The organism is Gordonia sp. ABKF26, from assembly GCF_041103195.1.
Taxonomy (GTDB): Bacteria; Actinomycetota; Actinomycetes; order Mycobacteriales; family Mycobacteriaceae; genus Gordonia; species Gordonia terrae.
In genome coordinates this window covers 5,253,822-5,270,093 of record NZ_JBGCVZ010000003.1, presented here as the reverse complement: position 1 = coordinate 5,270,093, position 16,272 = coordinate 5,253,822, and the positions used below count along the sequence as shown (strand labels likewise).

The window sequence follows — 16,272 nt, the reverse complement described above, 5'->3', positions numbered from 1 at the left end:
GGACCGCGGGACTCAGCTCATCAATTCGAACTTCTCCAGCCATGGCCGGAGCAGGCCGATGAAGGACCCGTCCTCGAGCATCGACCAGGTCCAGCGCACGACGACGGGGCCCAGCGCGCGGATCTCGTCCTCCCGCAACTTCTCCTTCAGCACGACATCGGCCACGGTCTTTCCTGCTGCCCGCAGGCGGCCGTATTTCACCATGCCGTCGAACTCCCCGACGAGCTTCGCCTCCCAGTCGAAGTCGACACGGTAGACGCCGCTCCGCCCACAGAACTCGTGTTGCAGCCCCGGAGCAGGCAGGCCGGCCTCGATCATCTGCGCCCGACTCCACGATTCGCCGACGCTTTCGGCCGCCCCATCGGCCAGTGCCAGCGCACGCCGCGCCACTCTGCCCCCTTGGCGACGGCGCGAGGTCAGGATCCGTCCCATGAGCTGACGATCGGCGCCTACGCGAAGTGCCTGGTCGAAGGCGGTGAGCGCCTGTGCGAAGTCGCCCCCGGCCGCCACATCGACGGCGGTTCGCTCGATTGTGGTGACAAGTATTCCGTCGACGACGGTGAGCTCGTCCTCCGTCAGGGCGGCTGCGTGAACGTGACGATGCGTCGCGATGAATCCGCCGGTCTTCTTGCCGCTGGTGACGTGGACGCGGTCGGTGTCGGGCTTCAGCAGTGGAATGCCGAGCACCGCGGCGGCCGACACGTTGCTCAGCGGCAGCTGCGGTGCGTTGGCGGGCTGTGCCGTGGCGATCGCAACAGATTTGAGGCGGTGCAACTCCTGATCGCCTTCGTGCCCGGCGAAGTCGTCGGATGCCGGCACGAAGACGCCGGGGATGAGGCGGATCAGGTCGCCGGCGGATACTGCTGCGGCGAGCAGATTGTCGGAGAAGGCCGCATCGAGTGCGGCGCCGCGACGGATCAGACCGTAGCGGTCCACTGGGTAGCTGGTCATCTCTATTCGACGCAGCGGAGGGCGTTTCGGCTCCATCGAGTTTTCCCTGGCTTCCCGCGGCCCCGCTTCCGTCCCGCTGATCGGATCCCATCAGCGGGACGGAAACAGCACCGCGGGAAGGCGAGTTGGCAGGCCGTCAGGGCGTCCGGATCGTCAGGACCGCGAGGGCACCGTCGTCGCTGCGATAGGTGTGCGGAACGTCGGACAGCCAGTGCAGGGAGTCGCCCGGCCCGGCCGTGTGCTCCTCGCCGGCGCGCCCGGCGAGAAGGTGCCCGCTGACCACATGGACGTGCTCGACGACGCCGGGTCCGTGTGGGGGTGACTCGCGGGTTCCGCCCGGGGTTACGCGCAACCAGAACACCTCGGTGACCGATCCGTCGTCGTGGTGCTCGACATGGAGCAACCGCGCGGCGAGATGGGGTCCGACCCCCTCGGTACCGGATTCCTCGCCCAGGAGCGCCGACAGGGGCACACCGAGCGGCCCGGCAATGGCATACAGCGTGTCGAGGGTGGGGTTGCGTTGACCGGCTTCCAGTTCGGAGAGTGAACCCTTGCCGATCCGGGCCTCGCGGGCCAGGCCGGACAGACTCTTGCCACGTTGCTTCCGAATGGCGGAGATCCGGGCCCCGACGGCTCGTCGTCGGTCATCGCCGTGTGTCATCGTCCTCGTCTCGTTCGCGTCGCTGCCGACAACCACCGTTCTGTTTACGGAACGATACCGTTATGCTCGCGGCATGACCAGTCCCGTCTCGTCGACTCTCAGCGAGCCGATCATCGCCGGGGTGGTGACCTCCTTGGTCGGGTTCACCTCCTCCTTCGTCGTGGTGGTGACCGGATTGCGTTCGGTGGGCGCCGACCCGTCCCAGGCCGCGTCGGGTCTGCTGGTGCTGACGGTTCTGTTCGGACTCGGGTCGATCCTGCTGTCACTCCGCACGCGCCGGCCGGTGACGCTGGCGTGGTCCACGCCGGGCGCCGCACTGCTCGTATCGGCCGGCTCGTCCTACGACGCCGGATGGCCGGCGGCGATCGGCGCCTTTCTGGTGGTCGGGTTGCTGATCCTCGCAACCGGACTGGTGCCGGCGCTCGGCGAGTTGATCGGCCGCATCCCGACGCCGATCGCCCAGGCGATGCTGGCCGGGGTCCTCCTCTCGCTGTGCCTCGCGCCGATGACCTCACTGGCCGCCCAACCGTGGTCGACCATTCCGATCCTCGTCGTCTGGTTGCTGGCGATGCGATGGCTCCCGCGGTGGGCGCTGCCGCTGGCGCTCGTCACGGCCCTGATCGTGATCGGGGTGAACCTGGTCCTCGACGACTACAGTGGCTGGGCGGGTGAGTCGTGGTGGCCGCAACTGACCTGGACCACACCGGCTTTCGATGTGAGCGCGATCGTCGGGCTCGCGGTTCCGCTCTACATCGTCACGATGGCCTCGCAGAATGTTCCGGGGGTGGCCGTGCTCAAGTCCTTCGGCTACGAGACGCCCTGGCGGCCGGCGATGTTCGTGACCGGGGCCGGAACAGTGCTCGGTGCGCCATTCGGCGGCCACGCGATCAACCTCGCCGCGCTGTCCGCGGCACTGGCTGCAGGTCCGGAGGCGGGTGCCGACCGGTCGCGCCGGTGGATCGCGGGTGTGGCGACGGGTTCGACGAGTCTCGTGCTCGCAGCGCTGTCGGGCGCGCTGGTGGTCATCACGGCGATCGCACCGGAGGGATTGCTCGAAGCGGTTGCGGGACTTGCGCTGTTGACCACCTTCGTGGCGTCGATCCTCGGTGCGTTCGAGAAGGCGGAGTTCCGCATGCCCGCGGCACTGACCTTCGTGACCGCGGCCGCGGGTGTCACCTTCGCCGGGATCGGTGGCGCGTTCTGGGCTCTCGTCGTCGGGCTGGTGGCGCACTGGGTGCAAGCACGTCGCCCATCTGCTCCCTGAGCAGATTTCAGTCGGCGGCGGCGAGTCGCTTCTTCTCGGCCTCGACGTCGAAATCGGCTGGTGGCCAATTGAGATCGAGACGGGTGAGCGCGTCGATGAGGAGTTCGCACACCGCGAGACGTGCGTACCACTTGTGGTTCGACGGGATGACGAACCACGGTGCGGAGTCGCGGTCGGTGAGGTCGAAGATCGCCTGGTATGCCTCGAGGTAGGCATCCCAGTGGCCGCGTTCGTCGACGTCGCCCGGGTTGTACTTCCAGTACTTGTCCGGCCGGTCCAGACGCTGCGCCAGGCGGGCCTTCTGTTCGTCCTTCGACACCACGAGACAGCACTTGAGAACGGTCGTCCCGCCGGCGACGAGCTCGGACTCGAACTGGTTGATCAGGTCGTAGCGCTTCTCCCACTCCGACTGCGGAACCAGATTGTGCACCCGAACCGGCAGGACGTCCTCGTAGTGCGATCGGTCGAAGATCCCGATGCGGCCGGCGGGCGGCAGGGCCCGATGGATGCGCCACAGGAAGTCGTGCTGCAGTTCCTCTTTCGTGGGCTTGCCGAATCCTTTCACCGACAGGCCCTGCGGGTCCAACAGGCCGCCGACGTGACGCACGATGCCGCCCTTGCCCGCCGTGTCCATGCCCTGTAGGACGAGCAACACCGACCGATGATCGCCGGCCCGACCGTTGGCGAACAACAATTCCTGCAGGTCGGCGAGTACGTCACCGCGCTGCGCGAGGAGGTCGGTGCCGGCGGCCTTGTCGCCCTCGAAGCCGGGCGTCGTCTCCGGATCGAACGACGCCACCGGTCCGATTGCCTTGGCGCGCAGGGCCTCGACGGCGGGGGTGGACCAACCGGTGCTCATGACGGCGTCCTCTCGGATTCGGATTCGGATTCGGGTTCGGGGTCGGTTGTTTGCTCACCCGGCGGCGGGAAGAGCGGTCCGCCGCCGAAGGCGGCGCGGTGTGAATCCGGCGGCGTGCCATCGTTGTTGACGATCCCGTACTCCCCGCCCAGCTCGGCGGTGACGAGTGTGTGTCCGCTGAGTCGGGAGAGCCGGGGGTCGGCGGCCAGCCGGGCGATGACGCGGCCGACGAATTCTGGGTCCTCGGCACGCGCGAGTGAGAAACCGGCGAACTCGTCGAGGCCGAGAGACAGCAGCAGCTCGGTGCGGATCAGGCCGAGCCACAACGAGATCGAACTGACCCCGGTGCCGCGTAGTTCCTCCGCCATGTCGGCGGCCATCTTGTCCAGGGCGGTCTTGCTCATCCCGTACAGAACCGAATGCAGATGACCGCGCGAGCCGAACGACGAGATGTTCGCGATGAGCCCGCTGCCGGCCTCCGTCATCACTCGGGCCGCATGCACCGAAGCCACGTAGTGGGCTCGTAATCCGACGCCGATCAAGGTGTCCCAGTCGTCGACGGGTCGTTTCCAGAACGGTTCGGAGAAACCGCCGAAACCCTTCGGGGCTGCCCACGCGTTGTTGACGAGCAGATCGAGTCGGCCTGTGTCCGTGCCGATCTGGTCGAACACCGCGGACACCGCGGCATCGTCGGCGTGATCACAGGCGAGCGCTCGAGCGCCGTCGGGCCCCGATCCCGCCCGTGAGGTGACGTAGGTCGTCCACCCGTCATCGATGAGCGCGCGAGCGATTCCGTACCCGACGCCGCGGCTGCCGCCGGTCACGAGCGCAACGCGTCCCGTCATTCGCCTGCGGTTTCGGCGGTGGGATCGGTGGGCAGGGGATCGGTGGGCAGGGAATCGAAGAGCGCAGGCGGCGCCGCGAGGAACTTCTCCCGCGATCCGTTGACCTGCCACACACCCACCACCGCGCTCCAGACCATCATGGTCAGATAATCCACCACCTCGTCCGCGCTGAGGGTGCGTTTGGTCATCCACCAGTCGACGACGTGCTGGATACCGCCGACGAGGGCATGTGACCAGAGTTCGGCTCCGGTGGTGTCCGCGCCGCGCTCGGCCATCCGCATCTGGATGCTGCCCATGACCAGTTGGGTGACCAGTCGCACGGAATCCGCCGGCGCCGGCGACGACGTCGGCGAACTCGCCAGCGCGAACCGGTACAGCTGCGGTTCGTCGTCGACGGCGTGGACGTACACCCCGATGATGGTGTGGGTGAGGGTGTACTCGTCGAGATCGTCGGCGATCGCCTCGGTCAGCCGCGGGTAGATCGTCGTCTCGAAGAATCGCACCGTCGTCGCCACGCCGAGGTCGCTCTTGTCGGCGAAGTAGCGGTACAGCACCGTTTTCGAGACACCGATGTGCGCGGCGATCTCATCCATCCCGACGTCGGCGCCCAGGTCGCGGACCGCGGCGATGACGCCGTCGGTGAGTTCGGTGCGTCGAGCGAGCTTGTGTTTCTCCCAGCGCTGTTTGCGACCGTCGGGTTTGGCGCCGGTCTCGGCGACCGACTCGGTGACGGTCGTCAGGACCTGTTCGAGCCCGCGCGTCACGTTGGCCGCGGCCGCCACTGCTGCGCGCGCCGCGGCGGCGGGATTCGGGCGGTTGGCCATCACGCAGCCAGCGTAGTCGCTCGATGGGTGACACTGGTCCCATGGCATCGACAGTCATCCCGGGAGTCGCCGGTCAGCACGAGGGTCCGCCGGCCAAGTCGTCCGCGCCCGGATTCGGCGGGAACAGCGCCGGAGACGAGGGCAGGCGCAGGGATCTGCGCAAGATGAAAGCCGTGGCCACGGGCTTCCTGGTCTTCGCGGCGATCGTGTATCTGTTCACCCGCTACCTCGAGCATCGCGACGGCGCCGAGGTGGCGGCATGGGTCGGCTATGTCCGCGCGGCCTCGGAAGCCGGGATGGTGGGCGCGCTCGCCGACTGGTTCGCGGTGACCGCGCTCTTCCGCCATCCGCTGGGTATCCCGATCCCGCACACCGCGCTGATCCGCAAGAAGAAGGACGACATCGGCGACCAGCTGGGCGGCTTCATCGAAGAGAACTTCATGACGCCCGACGTCGTGGTCTATCGCGCCGAGCAACTCGATCTGCCGCGGCGCCTGTCGACGTGGGTCGCGGACCCGCGCAACGCACCGCGGGTCAGCGGTGAGGCCGCGCGCGCGATCAAGCTCGCCGCCGAGATGCTGCGCGACGAGGACGTCGAACAGCTCATCCAGGCGGCGCTGAAGTGGGCGGCCGAACCGCAGTGGGCGCCGCCCACCGGCCGCATCCTCGAACAACTCATCGCCGAGGATCGGCTGGAACCGGTGTTCCAGCTGCTGTGTGATCGGGCACACGAGTGGGCGGTCGGCAGTCAGGACCTCGTCGACCGGGTGGTCGACCGGGACGGACCGCAGTGGACGCCGAAGTTCGTGAACAACCTGGTGGGTGACCGGATCTATCGCGAACTCGTCGATTTCACCTACAAGGTGCGGATGGATCCCGACCACGAATTGCGCCGCGCCATGCACCAATTCGTGGAGAAGTTCGCCGACGACCTGCAGAACGACCCCGACATGATCGCGAAGTTCGAGGCTCTCAAGCTCGAACTGGTGGGGCGCGACGAGGTGACCGGCGCGGCGTCGACGGCATGGCAGACCGGCAAGGCCGTGATCGAGGAGATGCTGTCGGACCCGAACAGCACCCTGCGGAACACGCTGTCGGACTCGATCATCCAGCTCGCGCAGCGAATCCGTGACGATCGTCCGCTGCAGGAGAAGATGAACGGCTGGGTGGCGAGGGTGGCGCACCACGTCGCCGCGAACTATTCACAGGAGATCATCTCGGTCATCACCGAGACCGTGCGCGGGTGGGATGCCGACGACACCAGTCGCAAGATCGAACTCCAGGTCGGCCGGGACCTGCAGTTCATCCGCATCAACGGCACGGTTGTCGGCGCACTCGCCGGACTCGTCATCTACTCCACGTCGGTGCTGATCTTCTCCTGACGGGTCGTGGGGCGGTCGGCCGCGGCGTCGACACCGGGCAGTTTGCTGTGTGCTTGCACGGGTTAGCAGTCGTGTTGATACTGGGGGAACGGGCTTGAAGTCGGACACCTCGCCGAGCGTCCCGACCGACGACACCGGAACAGGTCCCGGGGAACGGAGCGTTGATGCAACCCGAGAAGGACGACGCGTCTCCCGACGCCGACGACGCCTCGGTCGCAGACGCCGTCCCGGTCACGGGATCGTCCACTGCCGCAGCCGGTTCGGACGTCGCCGACGAAGGGGACGACGGGTCGACGCCGATCGCCGTGGAGGCGGTGGAGGCCGTGGCCAACGCGGCCCAGGACATCGGCGCCTTCATCCGATCGCAACGCGTGGCGGGCAAGGTCTCGCTGCGTCAGCTCGCGGAGCGGGCCGGCGTGAGCAATCCCTACCTCAGTCAGATCGAGCGTGGACTGCGGAAACCGTCGGCGGAGGTGCTCGCCCAGATCGCCAAGGGGCTCCGCGTGTCGGCCGAGGTCCTGTATGTGCGGGCGGGGATACTCGAAGAACGGCCCGCGAGTCCGGTCCGTGATGCTCTCATCGCAGATGACTCCATCAACGAACGCCAGAAGCAGATGTTGCTGGAGATCTACGAGTCATTCCGAAAAGAGAACACGATCGAGTCGACCGGCAAGGAGTAGTTGATGAGCGAGAACCCGTTGACCACAGCCGTGGGGCAGGTGGCTGCTCTGCTCGCAGACGTGCGCGAGCGCGGCGAGGCCGCGAGCGAGCAGGCCCAATCCAAGCTCGTCGAGACCGTCGGTTCGACCCAGGCGAGGGTTGCCGACGCGCAGTCCAAGATCGCGGAAACCGTCGAGAACACCCAGTCCAAGCTCGTCGAGACCGTCGGTTCGACACAGTCGAAACTCGAGGCACGGCTGACGGAGTCGCGGGATGACGCGCAGGCGCGGATCGACGAGGCGCTCGCGACAGCTCTGGCGCTGTTCGAGGAGGCCAGGACCAAACTGTCGGCTCTGCCGGTCGAATTGCCCGCGGAGATAGAGGAATTGAAGACCAGGTTCTCGCCGGAGGAGTTGCGGAAGGTCGCCGAGGCGTACCTGGCGGTCGCCGCAGGCCTGCTGACCGCCCTGTCGGAACGACGGGACGAGGCGGTGGAGAAGCTGAAGTCGCAGCCGCTCCTCGGGGAGAATCTGCCGAAGCTCGAGAAGGTGTACAACGACGCGGTCGGCCTCACCGAAGACGCGCTGGGCTCGATCTCCGAGCAGACCCGCGCGGTCGGCGAGCGTGCGCTGAAGCTGGCGAACCGTTCCGACGCCGACACCGAGGCGTCGGCGAACACCCTGCGGTCCGGTCAGGCAGCGCCCGAAGCGCAGGCTTCGCTCTCGCCGAAGGCGGCGGCGAGGGTCGCCGAGGTCAAGGCGGCGGTCGACCGGGCCCCGGTGAGCACGCCACCCGAACCGCCGGCCGAGACCCGGAAGGCCGCAGCGAAGAAGTCTCCCGCCACGAAGGCGGCCGCGACGAACGCCCCGGCGACGAAGACCCCGGCGAAAAAGGCCCCGGCGAAGAAGGCCCCGGCGAAGAAGACCACCGCAAGCACGGCGGCGCCCGCCAAGGCCGCCACCAAGAAGGCCGCGGCCGTCCGAGGCGCCGCCGAACGGGCCGCCGCCAAGAAGACGGCGGGGGCCAAGAAGACAGCGGGGGCCAAGAAGACAGCGGGGGCCAAGAAGGCAGCGGGGGCCAAGAAGGCTGCCGCGACGAAGGCCCCGGCCGAGACCCCCGCGAAGAAGACGCCTGCGAAGAAGACGCCCGCGAAGAAGGCCCCGGCCACGAAGGCCGCGGCGACCACGACCCCGGCCACGAAAACCGCGGCGAAGAAGGCTGCAGCCAAGAAGACCCCGGCCACGAAGACCCCGGCCAAGAAGGTGCCCGCGAAGAAGGCGTCTCCCGGCGCGGAATGACGCCGAACGGGGCGGGTGACGGCTCCGCATCGTAGGGTGTCGCAGCAAACCCGACTCGCGCGACTACAGTGTTCGACGTGGACTTCTTCAGCGTATTGGCCTACGGCCAGAGTCTGATCATGTTGACCCTGACGTTGGTCGCGGGCATCGCCTCGACCCTCGCGCTGATCCATGCGGCCATCCAACGGCCCGACGCCTTCCCGGCGGTGGACCGGCAGAGCAAGGTCATCTGGGTCTCGATCCTCGCAGCCGCGACCCTGTTCATCTGGTTCTTCGGGGCGGTGAACTTCCTGGGCATCATCGGTGTGGTCGCCATGCTCGTCTACCTCGTCGACGTGCGCAAACGAGTCGACGACATCCAGGGCAAGTCCTGGTTCAGCAAAAGGGCCTGACCCGTCGTGGCGGAATATCGGATCAACGACCTGGCCGAGGCGTCCGGGGTCAGCGTGCGCAACATCCGGGTCTACCAGGACCGCGGACTGCTGCCGCCACCCACCATCCGTGGTCGCGCCGGCTGGTACTCCGACCAGCACCTCGTCCGGTTGAATCTCATCTCGCGCATGCTCGAGCGCGGGTACACCTTCGCCACCATCAGTGAGCTGTTGCACGCGGCACATCACGGCATGCGGGTCGAGCAGATCCTCCGTGGCACGCCGAAGGGCGGCCGGTTCCGCAACTTCAAGCGTGCCGCGACGATCACCATCACCGAGCTCCGCAAGACGCTGAACGCCAGCGACCGGTCGATCGCACTCAGTCAGAAGCTCGGGTTGCTGGCGAAGGACGGCGCGCACTACGCCATCCGCAACCCGGAGTTGCTCGAGGGTGCCGAGATCCTGGTCAAGAGCGGGGTCGACATCGACGTGCTGCTCGACCGGTGGGTACGCGTCCAGGAAGACCTCGAGGACGTCGCCACCAGCTTCGTCTCGATCATCACCGACAAGTACTTCGACGAGAATCTCCCCGACCTGGGCGAAGCCGGGGTCAGCGAGATGGCCGACCTCATCCAGACCGTGCGGCCGATCGCCCACGAGATCGTCGAGACCACCTTCCGCAAGGCGCTCGACGAGCAGATCTCGAAGGCCATCGGTCAGGCGGCCACCTACTTCGACGCCGAGGTTCCCGCGCCGGTCATACCCGCTGACGACGAGCCAGAGCAGGCACAGCCGAACTATGAGACAACGGACATTGGTACATTGAACCCCGAGACGGGGCGCTGAGCCGGATTCGGTGCCTCGCAGCGGACCGGTGAGGTCCTCCAGAGGTGAGGGGTGCCGAGTGAACACGAAATCATTGGCCAGTGCGGGCGGTGTGGCCACCGCGATCGGTGCCGGCGCGGTTGCGGTGGGGATCGGAACGATCTTCACGCGCCTCGCGCGTGAAGCGCTACACGCCGACGCCGCCGTCGACGACGGACCGGATGATCTGCTCACCCGGCCGGACAACGCCCCACGGCGCCTCGAGGTCCGCACCGCGGACGGGACGCAGCTCAATGTCGAGGTCTACGGGGACGCGCCCGACTCCGACGTCGACGACACGGGCGACGTCATCGTGATGGTCCACGGCTGGACCTGCAACACCGCCTACTGGTACCCCCAGATCAATCACCTCGCCGCCACCGAGGGCGGCTCCCGGCGGGTCGTCGCCTACGACCAGCGAGGTCATGGTCGGAGTGAACGTGGCCGCCGCAGGCCGACCGTGGCGATGCTCGGCCAGGATCTCGACGCGGTGCTGGAAGCCGCGGTGCCCGCGGGGCGTCGCGCGATCCTGGTGGGACACAGCATGGGTGGCATGACCATCATGTCCTGGGCGGCCCAGAATCCCGAGAAGGTCGGGACGCGGGTGTCGTCGGTGGTGCTGGTGTCGACCGCGGCCAAGGCGGTCATGGACAATCACCTGCTGATCCCCGTCGATCTGCCCGTGTACGCCAAGCCGTTCGCGCCGGCGGCAGCGAAGATGATCACCTCGGTCCCCGTGCCCATCCCGAAGACGTCCTACGGCGTGCGCTTCTCGCACTACATCGCGCTGGGGCCGAACGCCCGCCGGGCACACGTCGAGTTCGTGGACGAGATGATCGGGGCGTGCCCACCCCGCGCTCGCGCCGGGTGGGGATCGGCGATGGGGAAGCTGGACGTCACCGCCGGACTCGCGGCACTGTCGGTGCCCACCACGGTGGTCGTCGGCACCGAGGACCGGCTCACTCCGCGACTGCACGCCGAGCAGATGGCGGAGGTGTTGCGGCGCAACGGCTCCCTGCGCGACCTGGTGGTCTACGAGGGTGTCGGACACATGTCGAGCATCGAGGCCGCCGAGCGCTTCAACGCCCTTCTCGACGAGGTCGTCGCAGAGAGCTCGCGGGCGACCGAGGAGCGCAAGGACGTCCAGTCGGTCTGACGGTCCTCGTCAGAGACTGCAGTTGACCAGGACCGGCTCCGGTCGCAGCGTCACACCGAATGCATCGGCGACCCCGTCGCGCACCTCGCGGGCGAGGTCGAGTAGTTGCGTGGTTGTCGCCGAGCCCCGATTGGTCAGTGCCAGAGTGTGTTTGGTCGACAACCTGGCCGCCGCGTCCGGGCCCGGGTGGCCGCGGTGGAATCCGGCCCGTTCGATCAGCCACCCGGCCGACAACTTGATCGCCCGGTCGGCGTCGTCGGAACCGGCGGGATAGGTCGGGATCGCGACATCGTCGCCGACGCGCGCCGCGATCCGTTCGAGTACCGCCGGGGCCTCGGCCCCCGGCACGATGGGATTCGTGAAAAACGATCCGGCACTCCAGGTGTCGAAGTCCGCGGCGTCGAGGACCATGCCCTTGCCGGCGCGCAGGTCCAGGACGGCCGCGCGGACCTCTGCCGCGTCGACACGATCATCCGGTTCGACGCCCACACGGGTCGCGAGTTCGCGATAGCGGATGGGCTGGCTCGCGCGATTCTCGTTGAGCCAGAACGACACCGCGACGACCACGAAGTCGTGACGGTGCTTCAGATTGCTGGTGCGATACCCCAGGCCCAGCTCGGCGGGGGAGACCCACCGCAGATTTCCGGAGCGTCGGTCCAGAACCTGGACCGACCGCAGGATGTCGGCCACCTCGACGCCGTAGGCGCCGACGTTCTGAACCGGCGTCGCCCCTGCGGCGCCGGGGATTCCGGACAGGCACTCGAGCCCGCCGTAACCCGCGTCCACCGTCGCGGCGACCAGTTCGTCCCAGCCCACCCCGGCGTCGGCGACGACGTGCGCGCGACCCGACTCGCGCCCGGAGCCGAACTCGACGCCCTCGCTCGCGAGGACGACCGCGGTGCCGTCGAAGCCGGCATCGCCGATGACGAGGTTCGAACCGCCGCCGACCACGAGCACCGGCTCGGATCGTTCATCGAGGTCGAGGATGGTCTCCACGATGGTGCGGGTGTCGGCGCATCGGATGATCTCGCGCGCGGGTCCGCCCAGACGCAGGGTGGTCAGCTCGGCGAGGGGCGCGCTCAGCGGCGCCTGCGTGTCGGTCACGTCCTCAACGTTAACCGGCGAGCGGTAGCGTTCTCTCCATGGCGAGCAAGCTGCAGCACACGGTGTCCTATCCCTTCTCCACCGCGCGACTGTGGGCGATCTACACCACCGAGAAGTACTGGCACGACCTCGTCGAGCGCATGAACTCCGGACACGGTCATGTCGAGAAGGTGACCATCGCCGGTGACACGGTGACGGTGGAGATCCAGCAGGGCATCCCCGCGGACAAGCTGCCCTCCGCGGTCACCAAGGTGATGCCGGGCGACCTCCGCATCCCGCGAAAGAACACATACCGCCTGGTCGGCGACCGGATCGAGGGGGAGACCCATGCGACGGTCGACGGGGCGCCGGTACCGGTCGACGTCACCGGCACGACGCTGACGACCGGCGATCCGGCGACCACCGACAACCGCGCCGAGGTGACGGTGAATCTGCCACTCTTCGGCGGCAAGATCGAGAAGTCGGTGGTCAGCGAGTTGTCGGCGCTGCTCGACGCGGAGCGCGGACACACCGTCGAGTGGGAGAGCCAAAATCCGCTGACGTAGCCTGGGCTGCATGGCACGACGGCTCAGCTACTCCGCTCGGTACACGCACCCCGCGGAGAAGCTCTATCAGGCCCAGAGCACCAAGCAGTACTGGGACGACATGATGGCAGGCTTCCAGATGATCTCCCCGCACTGCGAGGTCGACTCCTTCGTCTCCGACGAGACGGGCATCCGGGTGGTCCTCAAGCAGACTATCGGCAGCGATCAACTGCCCCCGCTCGCGAAGACGGTGATGAAGAAGGACATGGTCATCACCCGCGAGGAGACCCTGGGGCCCTTCGATCCGGACAACACCAAGGGCACGTACAACGCGTCGATCCCCGCGGGACCGGGCAGTCTCAACGGCTGGCAGGAGCTCTTCCCCACCGACAACGGCGGCTGCACCATCCGCCGGACCAGCGAGGCCAAGGTCTTCGTCCCCTTCGTCAACGGCAAGCTCGAGCAGATGATCCTGATCAACCTCGTCGACCTCTTCCGCGCCGAGGCCGAGTACGCCAAGGACTGGGTCGCCAAGAACTTGTGAGCCGTCCCGGCCGCCACGGTCGGGTTGCCGAGTGAGAATCGACGAGCGAAGTGAGGCACGAACGCAGCGAGGAGGCTCGGAGCGAGAGCAGGCCCGGCCGCATGAGACCCGGTCACAGACCGCTGGGCCGGGTCACACGGGGTACGACGAACACCAACCGGCTTCGGCGCGTCGACCGATGGATGGTCCACTCGCCGCTGGTTCGATCCGCGCTGGACATCCCGCGCCCCCTCGTCGTCGACCTCGGTTACGGTGCTCGCCCGGACACGACCGTCGAGATGGCCGCGCGGCTGCGTTCCGTCGCGGCGGATCTGGAGATGGTCGGCCTCGAGATCGACCCCGAACGCGTCGTCGAGCCGCGCGCGGGTGTCCGGTTCGGATTGGGCGGCTTCGAGCTGGGTGGCCTGCGTCCGCGCCTGGTGCGCGCGTTCAACGTCCTGCGCCAGTACGACGAGGACGAGGTCGATGATGCGTGGGCGCGGATGCGCTCGGCCCTCGCTCCGGGCGGGGTCATCGTGGAGGGCACCTGCGACGAGATAGGCCGGCGGTGCAGTTGGGTACTCCTCGACTCCGATGGTCCGGTCAGCCTGACGCTCAGTTGGGCCCCGGAGCATTCGGACCGTCCGTCGGAACTGGCCGAGCGTCTGCCCAAGGCGTTGATCCATCGCAATGTCCCGGGTGAGCGGATTCATGCGCTGCTGGCCCTGGCCGACCAGTGCTGGGACGTCGCCGCCCCGCTGGCGCCGTACGGCCCGCGGGTCCGGTGGATGCATGCGCTGGGTTTGCTCCGCGAACGCGGGATCGACTGCGAGGTGCCGAGGCGTCGCCTGTCGGACAACGTGCTGACGGTTCCGTGGGAGGCGGTCTCGCCCAAGTAGATACTGTGGCCGCTATGCGTGTGGCGATGGCCCAGATCAGTTCGACCGACGACCCGACCGCCAACCTGGCGACGCTGCGTTCGGCCACCGAGGAGGCGGCATCCCGCGGCGCCGAGCTCGTCGTGTTCCCGGAGGCCACGATGTGCCGGTTCGGCGTGCCGTTGAAACCCGTCGCCGAGGACATCGACGGTCCGTGGGCACGCGGGGTGTCCGAAGTCGCCGCGGCGTCGGGCGTCACGGTGGTGGCCGGTATGTTCACCCCCTCCGGCGACGGCCGCGTCCGCAACACCCTCGTCGTGGCCCATCCGGACGGAACCCGTCTGGGGTATCACAAGATCCACCTCTACGACGCGTTCGGTTTCACGGAGTCGAAGAACGTGGCCCCGGGCTCGGAACCACTGACGTTCGAGGTCGGGGGCGTCACCGTCGGTGTCGCCACCTGCTACGACATCCGTTTCCCGGGGCTGTTCACCCATCTGGCCCGGTTGGGGGCCCAGGTGATCGTGGTCCCCACGTCGTGGGGTGCCGGCCCGGGCAAGCTCCGTCAGTGGGAGGTGCTCGCCGCGGCCCGAGCGCTGGACTCGACGACCTTCGTGGTGGCCGTCGACCAGGCAGTTCCCACCGACGACGAGGCCGCGTCGTCGAGTGCGCCCACCGGAATCGGACACAGCCAAATCACAGACCCGTTCGGTACGTTGGTCGCCGCGTATCCGGATAGCATCCGGGTGGACGTGCACGACCTCGACCTAGCACTGGTCGAGAAGGCCCGTACGCAACTGGCAGTCCTCGCCAACGAGCGGCCCCTGCCGGTCGGCGGTGGAACGGACAACGACGTGACGCCGGCCCACGCGCGGCTCCGCGAGTCAGACGACCCAGGACGGAACCCATGAGCGACAGCAACACGCCCCGCCCCGATTCCTCATCCGGGGAGCCCGCCGACGAGAGCGGGAAGCTCGATCCGCACGCGGGTGACCCCACCCATACCGATCCCGCGGCCGGCGAGACGACTCCGGCCGAACGAGGCGGCGAATGGCAGCCGGTCCCCGGCGCGGGTCACGGTGAGCCTCCCGCGACCGAGCAGTTCGCGACCGAGCCGATCGTCCCGGGTGGGCAGGCGTACTCCGCCATCCCGCCGTCGGACGGGGACACCACGGATCTCGGCGGTACCAAGCCGCCGACGTCCCAGTTCGCACCCGGCGAGGATCCCTACGGCCCCGCCGCGGCGTCGGGACCGATCACCCCGGGTCCTGCCGACCCCACCGGCAGCGGTCCGGTCTTCACCTCACCGCGCAAGAAGCGCAGCACGGGCAAGATCGTGGCCTTCAGCCTGGTCGGCGTGCTGCTCCTGGTGGTGATCGGCGCGGTCGGCAGCGAGCTGTACCTGCGCAACAAGGTCACCAACTGTCTCGAGGAGTCCTTCAGCGGACTCACCGGCGTGCCCACCGAGGTGTCGCTGAGCCGCAAGCCGATCATCCTGCAGGGCAGCGGTGACATCCCGTTCGTCCAGGTCGACACCGATGACAGTGCCGGGGGCGTCCGCCTGCACATGCGCGCCGACGGTATCTCCGGCACCGAGAACTCCACCGACATCCGCAGTCTCAACGGCACGGGCTTCATCCCGTACGAGCGGATCGTCGAATTGAGCAAGGAGCAGACGTCCGGCGCCGGGACCGGCACCGGAACCGGGGCGGGCGGTGTCGGCGCGGTCGAGCAGATCACCGGCAACGCCGCCGACGGCACTTTCGAGGTCCAGGCCGCGTTCCCGGTCATGGTCTTCCAGGTGCCGGTGTCGGCGACGATCAAACCCGTTCTCAAGGACGGCCGGGTCGACTTCGAGGTCGTCAAGGCCAGCGCGCTGGTGTTCGGCATCCCGCCGGACTTCGCGCAGCAGATCGTCGATCAGATCACGACCTCGTCGCTCGGACCCTTCTTCGACGAGGTGCAGGTCGACTCGCTGAAGGTCACCGACACGGGCCTCGAGTTCGGGGTCAGCGGTTCGGACGTGCAGTTGACGAGTGAGATGACCGGCACGTCGTCGCAGGGGCAGTCGGGCGGCTGCTCGGTCTGACCGGTCGCGCACCCACCGG

Annotated in this window: 18 protein-coding genes; 12 read left to right on the top strand and 6 right to left on the bottom strand. The window is 67.9% G+C overall.

Annotation, left to right across the window (positions count from 1 at the left end):
• Positions 1-12 precede the first annotated feature (12 nt).
• Both AB4Z55_RS24475 and AB4Z55_RS24470 read right to left on the bottom strand, forming a co-directional pair.
• Positions 13-951 carry a hypothetical protein gene (locus tag AB4Z55_RS24475; RefSeq protein WP_369520814.1) on the bottom strand — a complete coding sequence of 313 codons (939 nt, stop codon included), beginning with the start codon at positions 949-951 and terminating at the stop codon, positions 13-15.
• A 136-nt stretch (positions 952-1,087) separates the two neighbouring features.
• Complete coding sequence (locus AB4Z55_RS24470) at positions 1,088-1,612, bottom strand: helix-turn-helix domain-containing protein (protein WP_369520813.1); 525 nt, start codon at positions 1,610-1,612, stop codon at positions 1,088-1,090.
• Between the two features lie 73 nt (positions 1,613-1,685).
• Here AB4Z55_RS24470 and AB4Z55_RS24465 point away from each other — a divergent pair, with 73 nt between their 5' ends.
• Positions 1,686-2,876, top strand: coding sequence for a benzoate/H(+) symporter BenE family transporter (locus AB4Z55_RS24465; RefSeq protein ID WP_369520812.1), 1,191 nt, complete (start codon positions 1,686-1,688; stop codon positions 2,874-2,876).
• Between the two features lie 7 nt (positions 2,877-2,883).
• Here the strand turns inward: AB4Z55_RS24465 and AB4Z55_RS24460 are convergent, their stop codons facing one another.
• Genes AB4Z55_RS24460 through AB4Z55_RS24450 form a run of 3 tightly spaced genes read right to left on the bottom strand, consistent with a single transcriptional unit; the run spans position 2,884 to position 5,404 of the window.
• Complete coding sequence (locus AB4Z55_RS24460; RefSeq protein WP_369520811.1) at positions 2,884-3,735, bottom strand: PPK2 family polyphosphate kinase; 852 nt, start codon at positions 3,733-3,735, stop codon at positions 2,884-2,886.
• Positions 3,732-4,580 (bottom strand): SDR family NAD(P)-dependent oxidoreductase, encoded by an 849-nt coding sequence (locus tag AB4Z55_RS24455; protein WP_369520810.1) that lies wholly within the window; start codon positions 4,578-4,580, stop codon positions 3,732-3,734. The genes AB4Z55_RS24460 and AB4Z55_RS24455 overlap by 4 nt, the downstream gene beginning before the upstream one ends.
• A complete protein-coding gene (locus AB4Z55_RS24450) occupies positions 4,577-5,404 on the bottom strand; it encodes a TetR/AcrR family transcriptional regulator (RefSeq protein ID WP_239403428.1) in 828 nt (275 codons plus the stop codon). The genes AB4Z55_RS24455 and AB4Z55_RS24450 overlap by 4 nt, the downstream gene beginning before the upstream one ends.
• Positions 5,405-5,445: 41 nt before the next feature.
• Here AB4Z55_RS24450 and AB4Z55_RS24445 point away from each other — a divergent pair, with 41 nt between their 5' ends.
• The 6 genes from AB4Z55_RS24445 (at position 5,446) to AB4Z55_RS24420 (ending at position 11,135) form a co-directional block, all read left to right on the top strand.
• Positions 5,446-6,786, top strand: a complete 1,341-nt coding sequence (locus tag AB4Z55_RS24445; RefSeq protein ID WP_101822231.1) for a DUF445 domain-containing protein — start codon at positions 5,446-5,448, stop codon at positions 6,784-6,786.
• A gap of 164 nt (positions 6,787-6,950) precedes the next feature.
• On the top strand, positions 6,951-7,466 hold the full coding sequence (locus AB4Z55_RS24440) for a helix-turn-helix domain-containing protein (protein ID WP_369520809.1): 516 nt from the start codon (positions 6,951-6,953) through the stop codon (positions 7,464-7,466).
• Between the two features lie 3 nt (positions 7,467-7,469).
• Complete coding sequence (locus AB4Z55_RS24435; protein WP_369520808.1) at positions 7,470-8,744, top strand: heparin-binding hemagglutinin; 1,275 nt, start codon at positions 7,470-7,472, stop codon at positions 8,742-8,744.
• A 68-nt stretch (positions 8,745-8,812) separates the two neighbouring features.
• A complete protein-coding gene (locus AB4Z55_RS24430; RefSeq protein WP_064569131.1) occupies positions 8,813-9,136 on the top strand; it encodes a DUF2516 family protein in 324 nt (107 codons plus the stop codon).
• Between the two features lie 6 nt (positions 9,137-9,142).
• Complete coding sequence (locus tag AB4Z55_RS24425; RefSeq protein WP_004022756.1) at positions 9,143-9,961, top strand: MerR family transcriptional regulator; 819 nt, start codon at positions 9,143-9,145, stop codon at positions 9,959-9,961.
• Between the two features lie 58 nt (positions 9,962-10,019).
• Positions 10,020-11,135: an alpha/beta fold hydrolase gene (locus tag AB4Z55_RS24420; RefSeq protein WP_239403391.1), complete on the top strand. Its 1,116-nt coding sequence runs from the start codon at positions 10,020-10,022 to the stop codon at positions 11,133-11,135.
• Between the two features lie 9 nt (positions 11,136-11,144).
• Here AB4Z55_RS24420 and AB4Z55_RS24415 read toward each other — a convergent pair whose 3' ends face one another.
• Complete coding sequence (locus AB4Z55_RS24415) at positions 11,145-12,239, bottom strand: UDP-N-acetylmuramate dehydrogenase (protein WP_369520807.1); 1,095 nt, start codon at positions 12,237-12,239, stop codon at positions 11,145-11,147.
• Between the two features lie 38 nt (positions 12,240-12,277).
• On the opposite strand from AB4Z55_RS24415, the gene AB4Z55_RS24410 reads away from it, so the two are divergent.
• From AB4Z55_RS24410 to AB4Z55_RS24390, 5 genes are all read left to right on the top strand, one after another.
• A complete protein-coding gene (locus AB4Z55_RS24410) occupies positions 12,278-12,784 on the top strand; it encodes a DUF2505 domain-containing protein (RefSeq protein WP_239403389.1) in 507 nt (168 codons plus the stop codon).
• A 10-nt stretch (positions 12,785-12,794) separates the two neighbouring features.
• A complete protein-coding gene (locus AB4Z55_RS24405; RefSeq protein WP_004022760.1) occupies positions 12,795-13,307 on the top strand; it encodes a DUF2505 domain-containing protein in 513 nt (170 codons plus the stop codon).
• A gap of 101 nt (positions 13,308-13,408) precedes the next feature.
• Positions 13,409-14,185 carry a class I SAM-dependent methyltransferase gene (locus AB4Z55_RS24400; protein WP_239403388.1) on the top strand — a complete coding sequence of 259 codons (777 nt, stop codon included), beginning with the start codon at positions 13,409-13,411 and terminating at the stop codon, positions 14,183-14,185.
• Positions 14,186-14,199: 14 nt separating this feature from the next.
• Positions 14,200-15,075, top strand: coding sequence for a carbon-nitrogen hydrolase family protein (locus tag AB4Z55_RS24395; RefSeq protein ID WP_239403387.1), 876 nt, complete (start codon positions 14,200-14,202; stop codon positions 15,073-15,075).
• Positions 15,072-16,253: a hypothetical protein gene (locus tag AB4Z55_RS24390; protein ID WP_369520806.1), complete on the top strand. Its 1,182-nt coding sequence runs from the start codon at positions 15,072-15,074 to the stop codon at positions 16,251-16,253. The genes AB4Z55_RS24395 and AB4Z55_RS24390 overlap by 4 nt, the downstream gene beginning before the upstream one ends.
• Positions 16,254-16,272 lie beyond the last annotated feature (19 nt).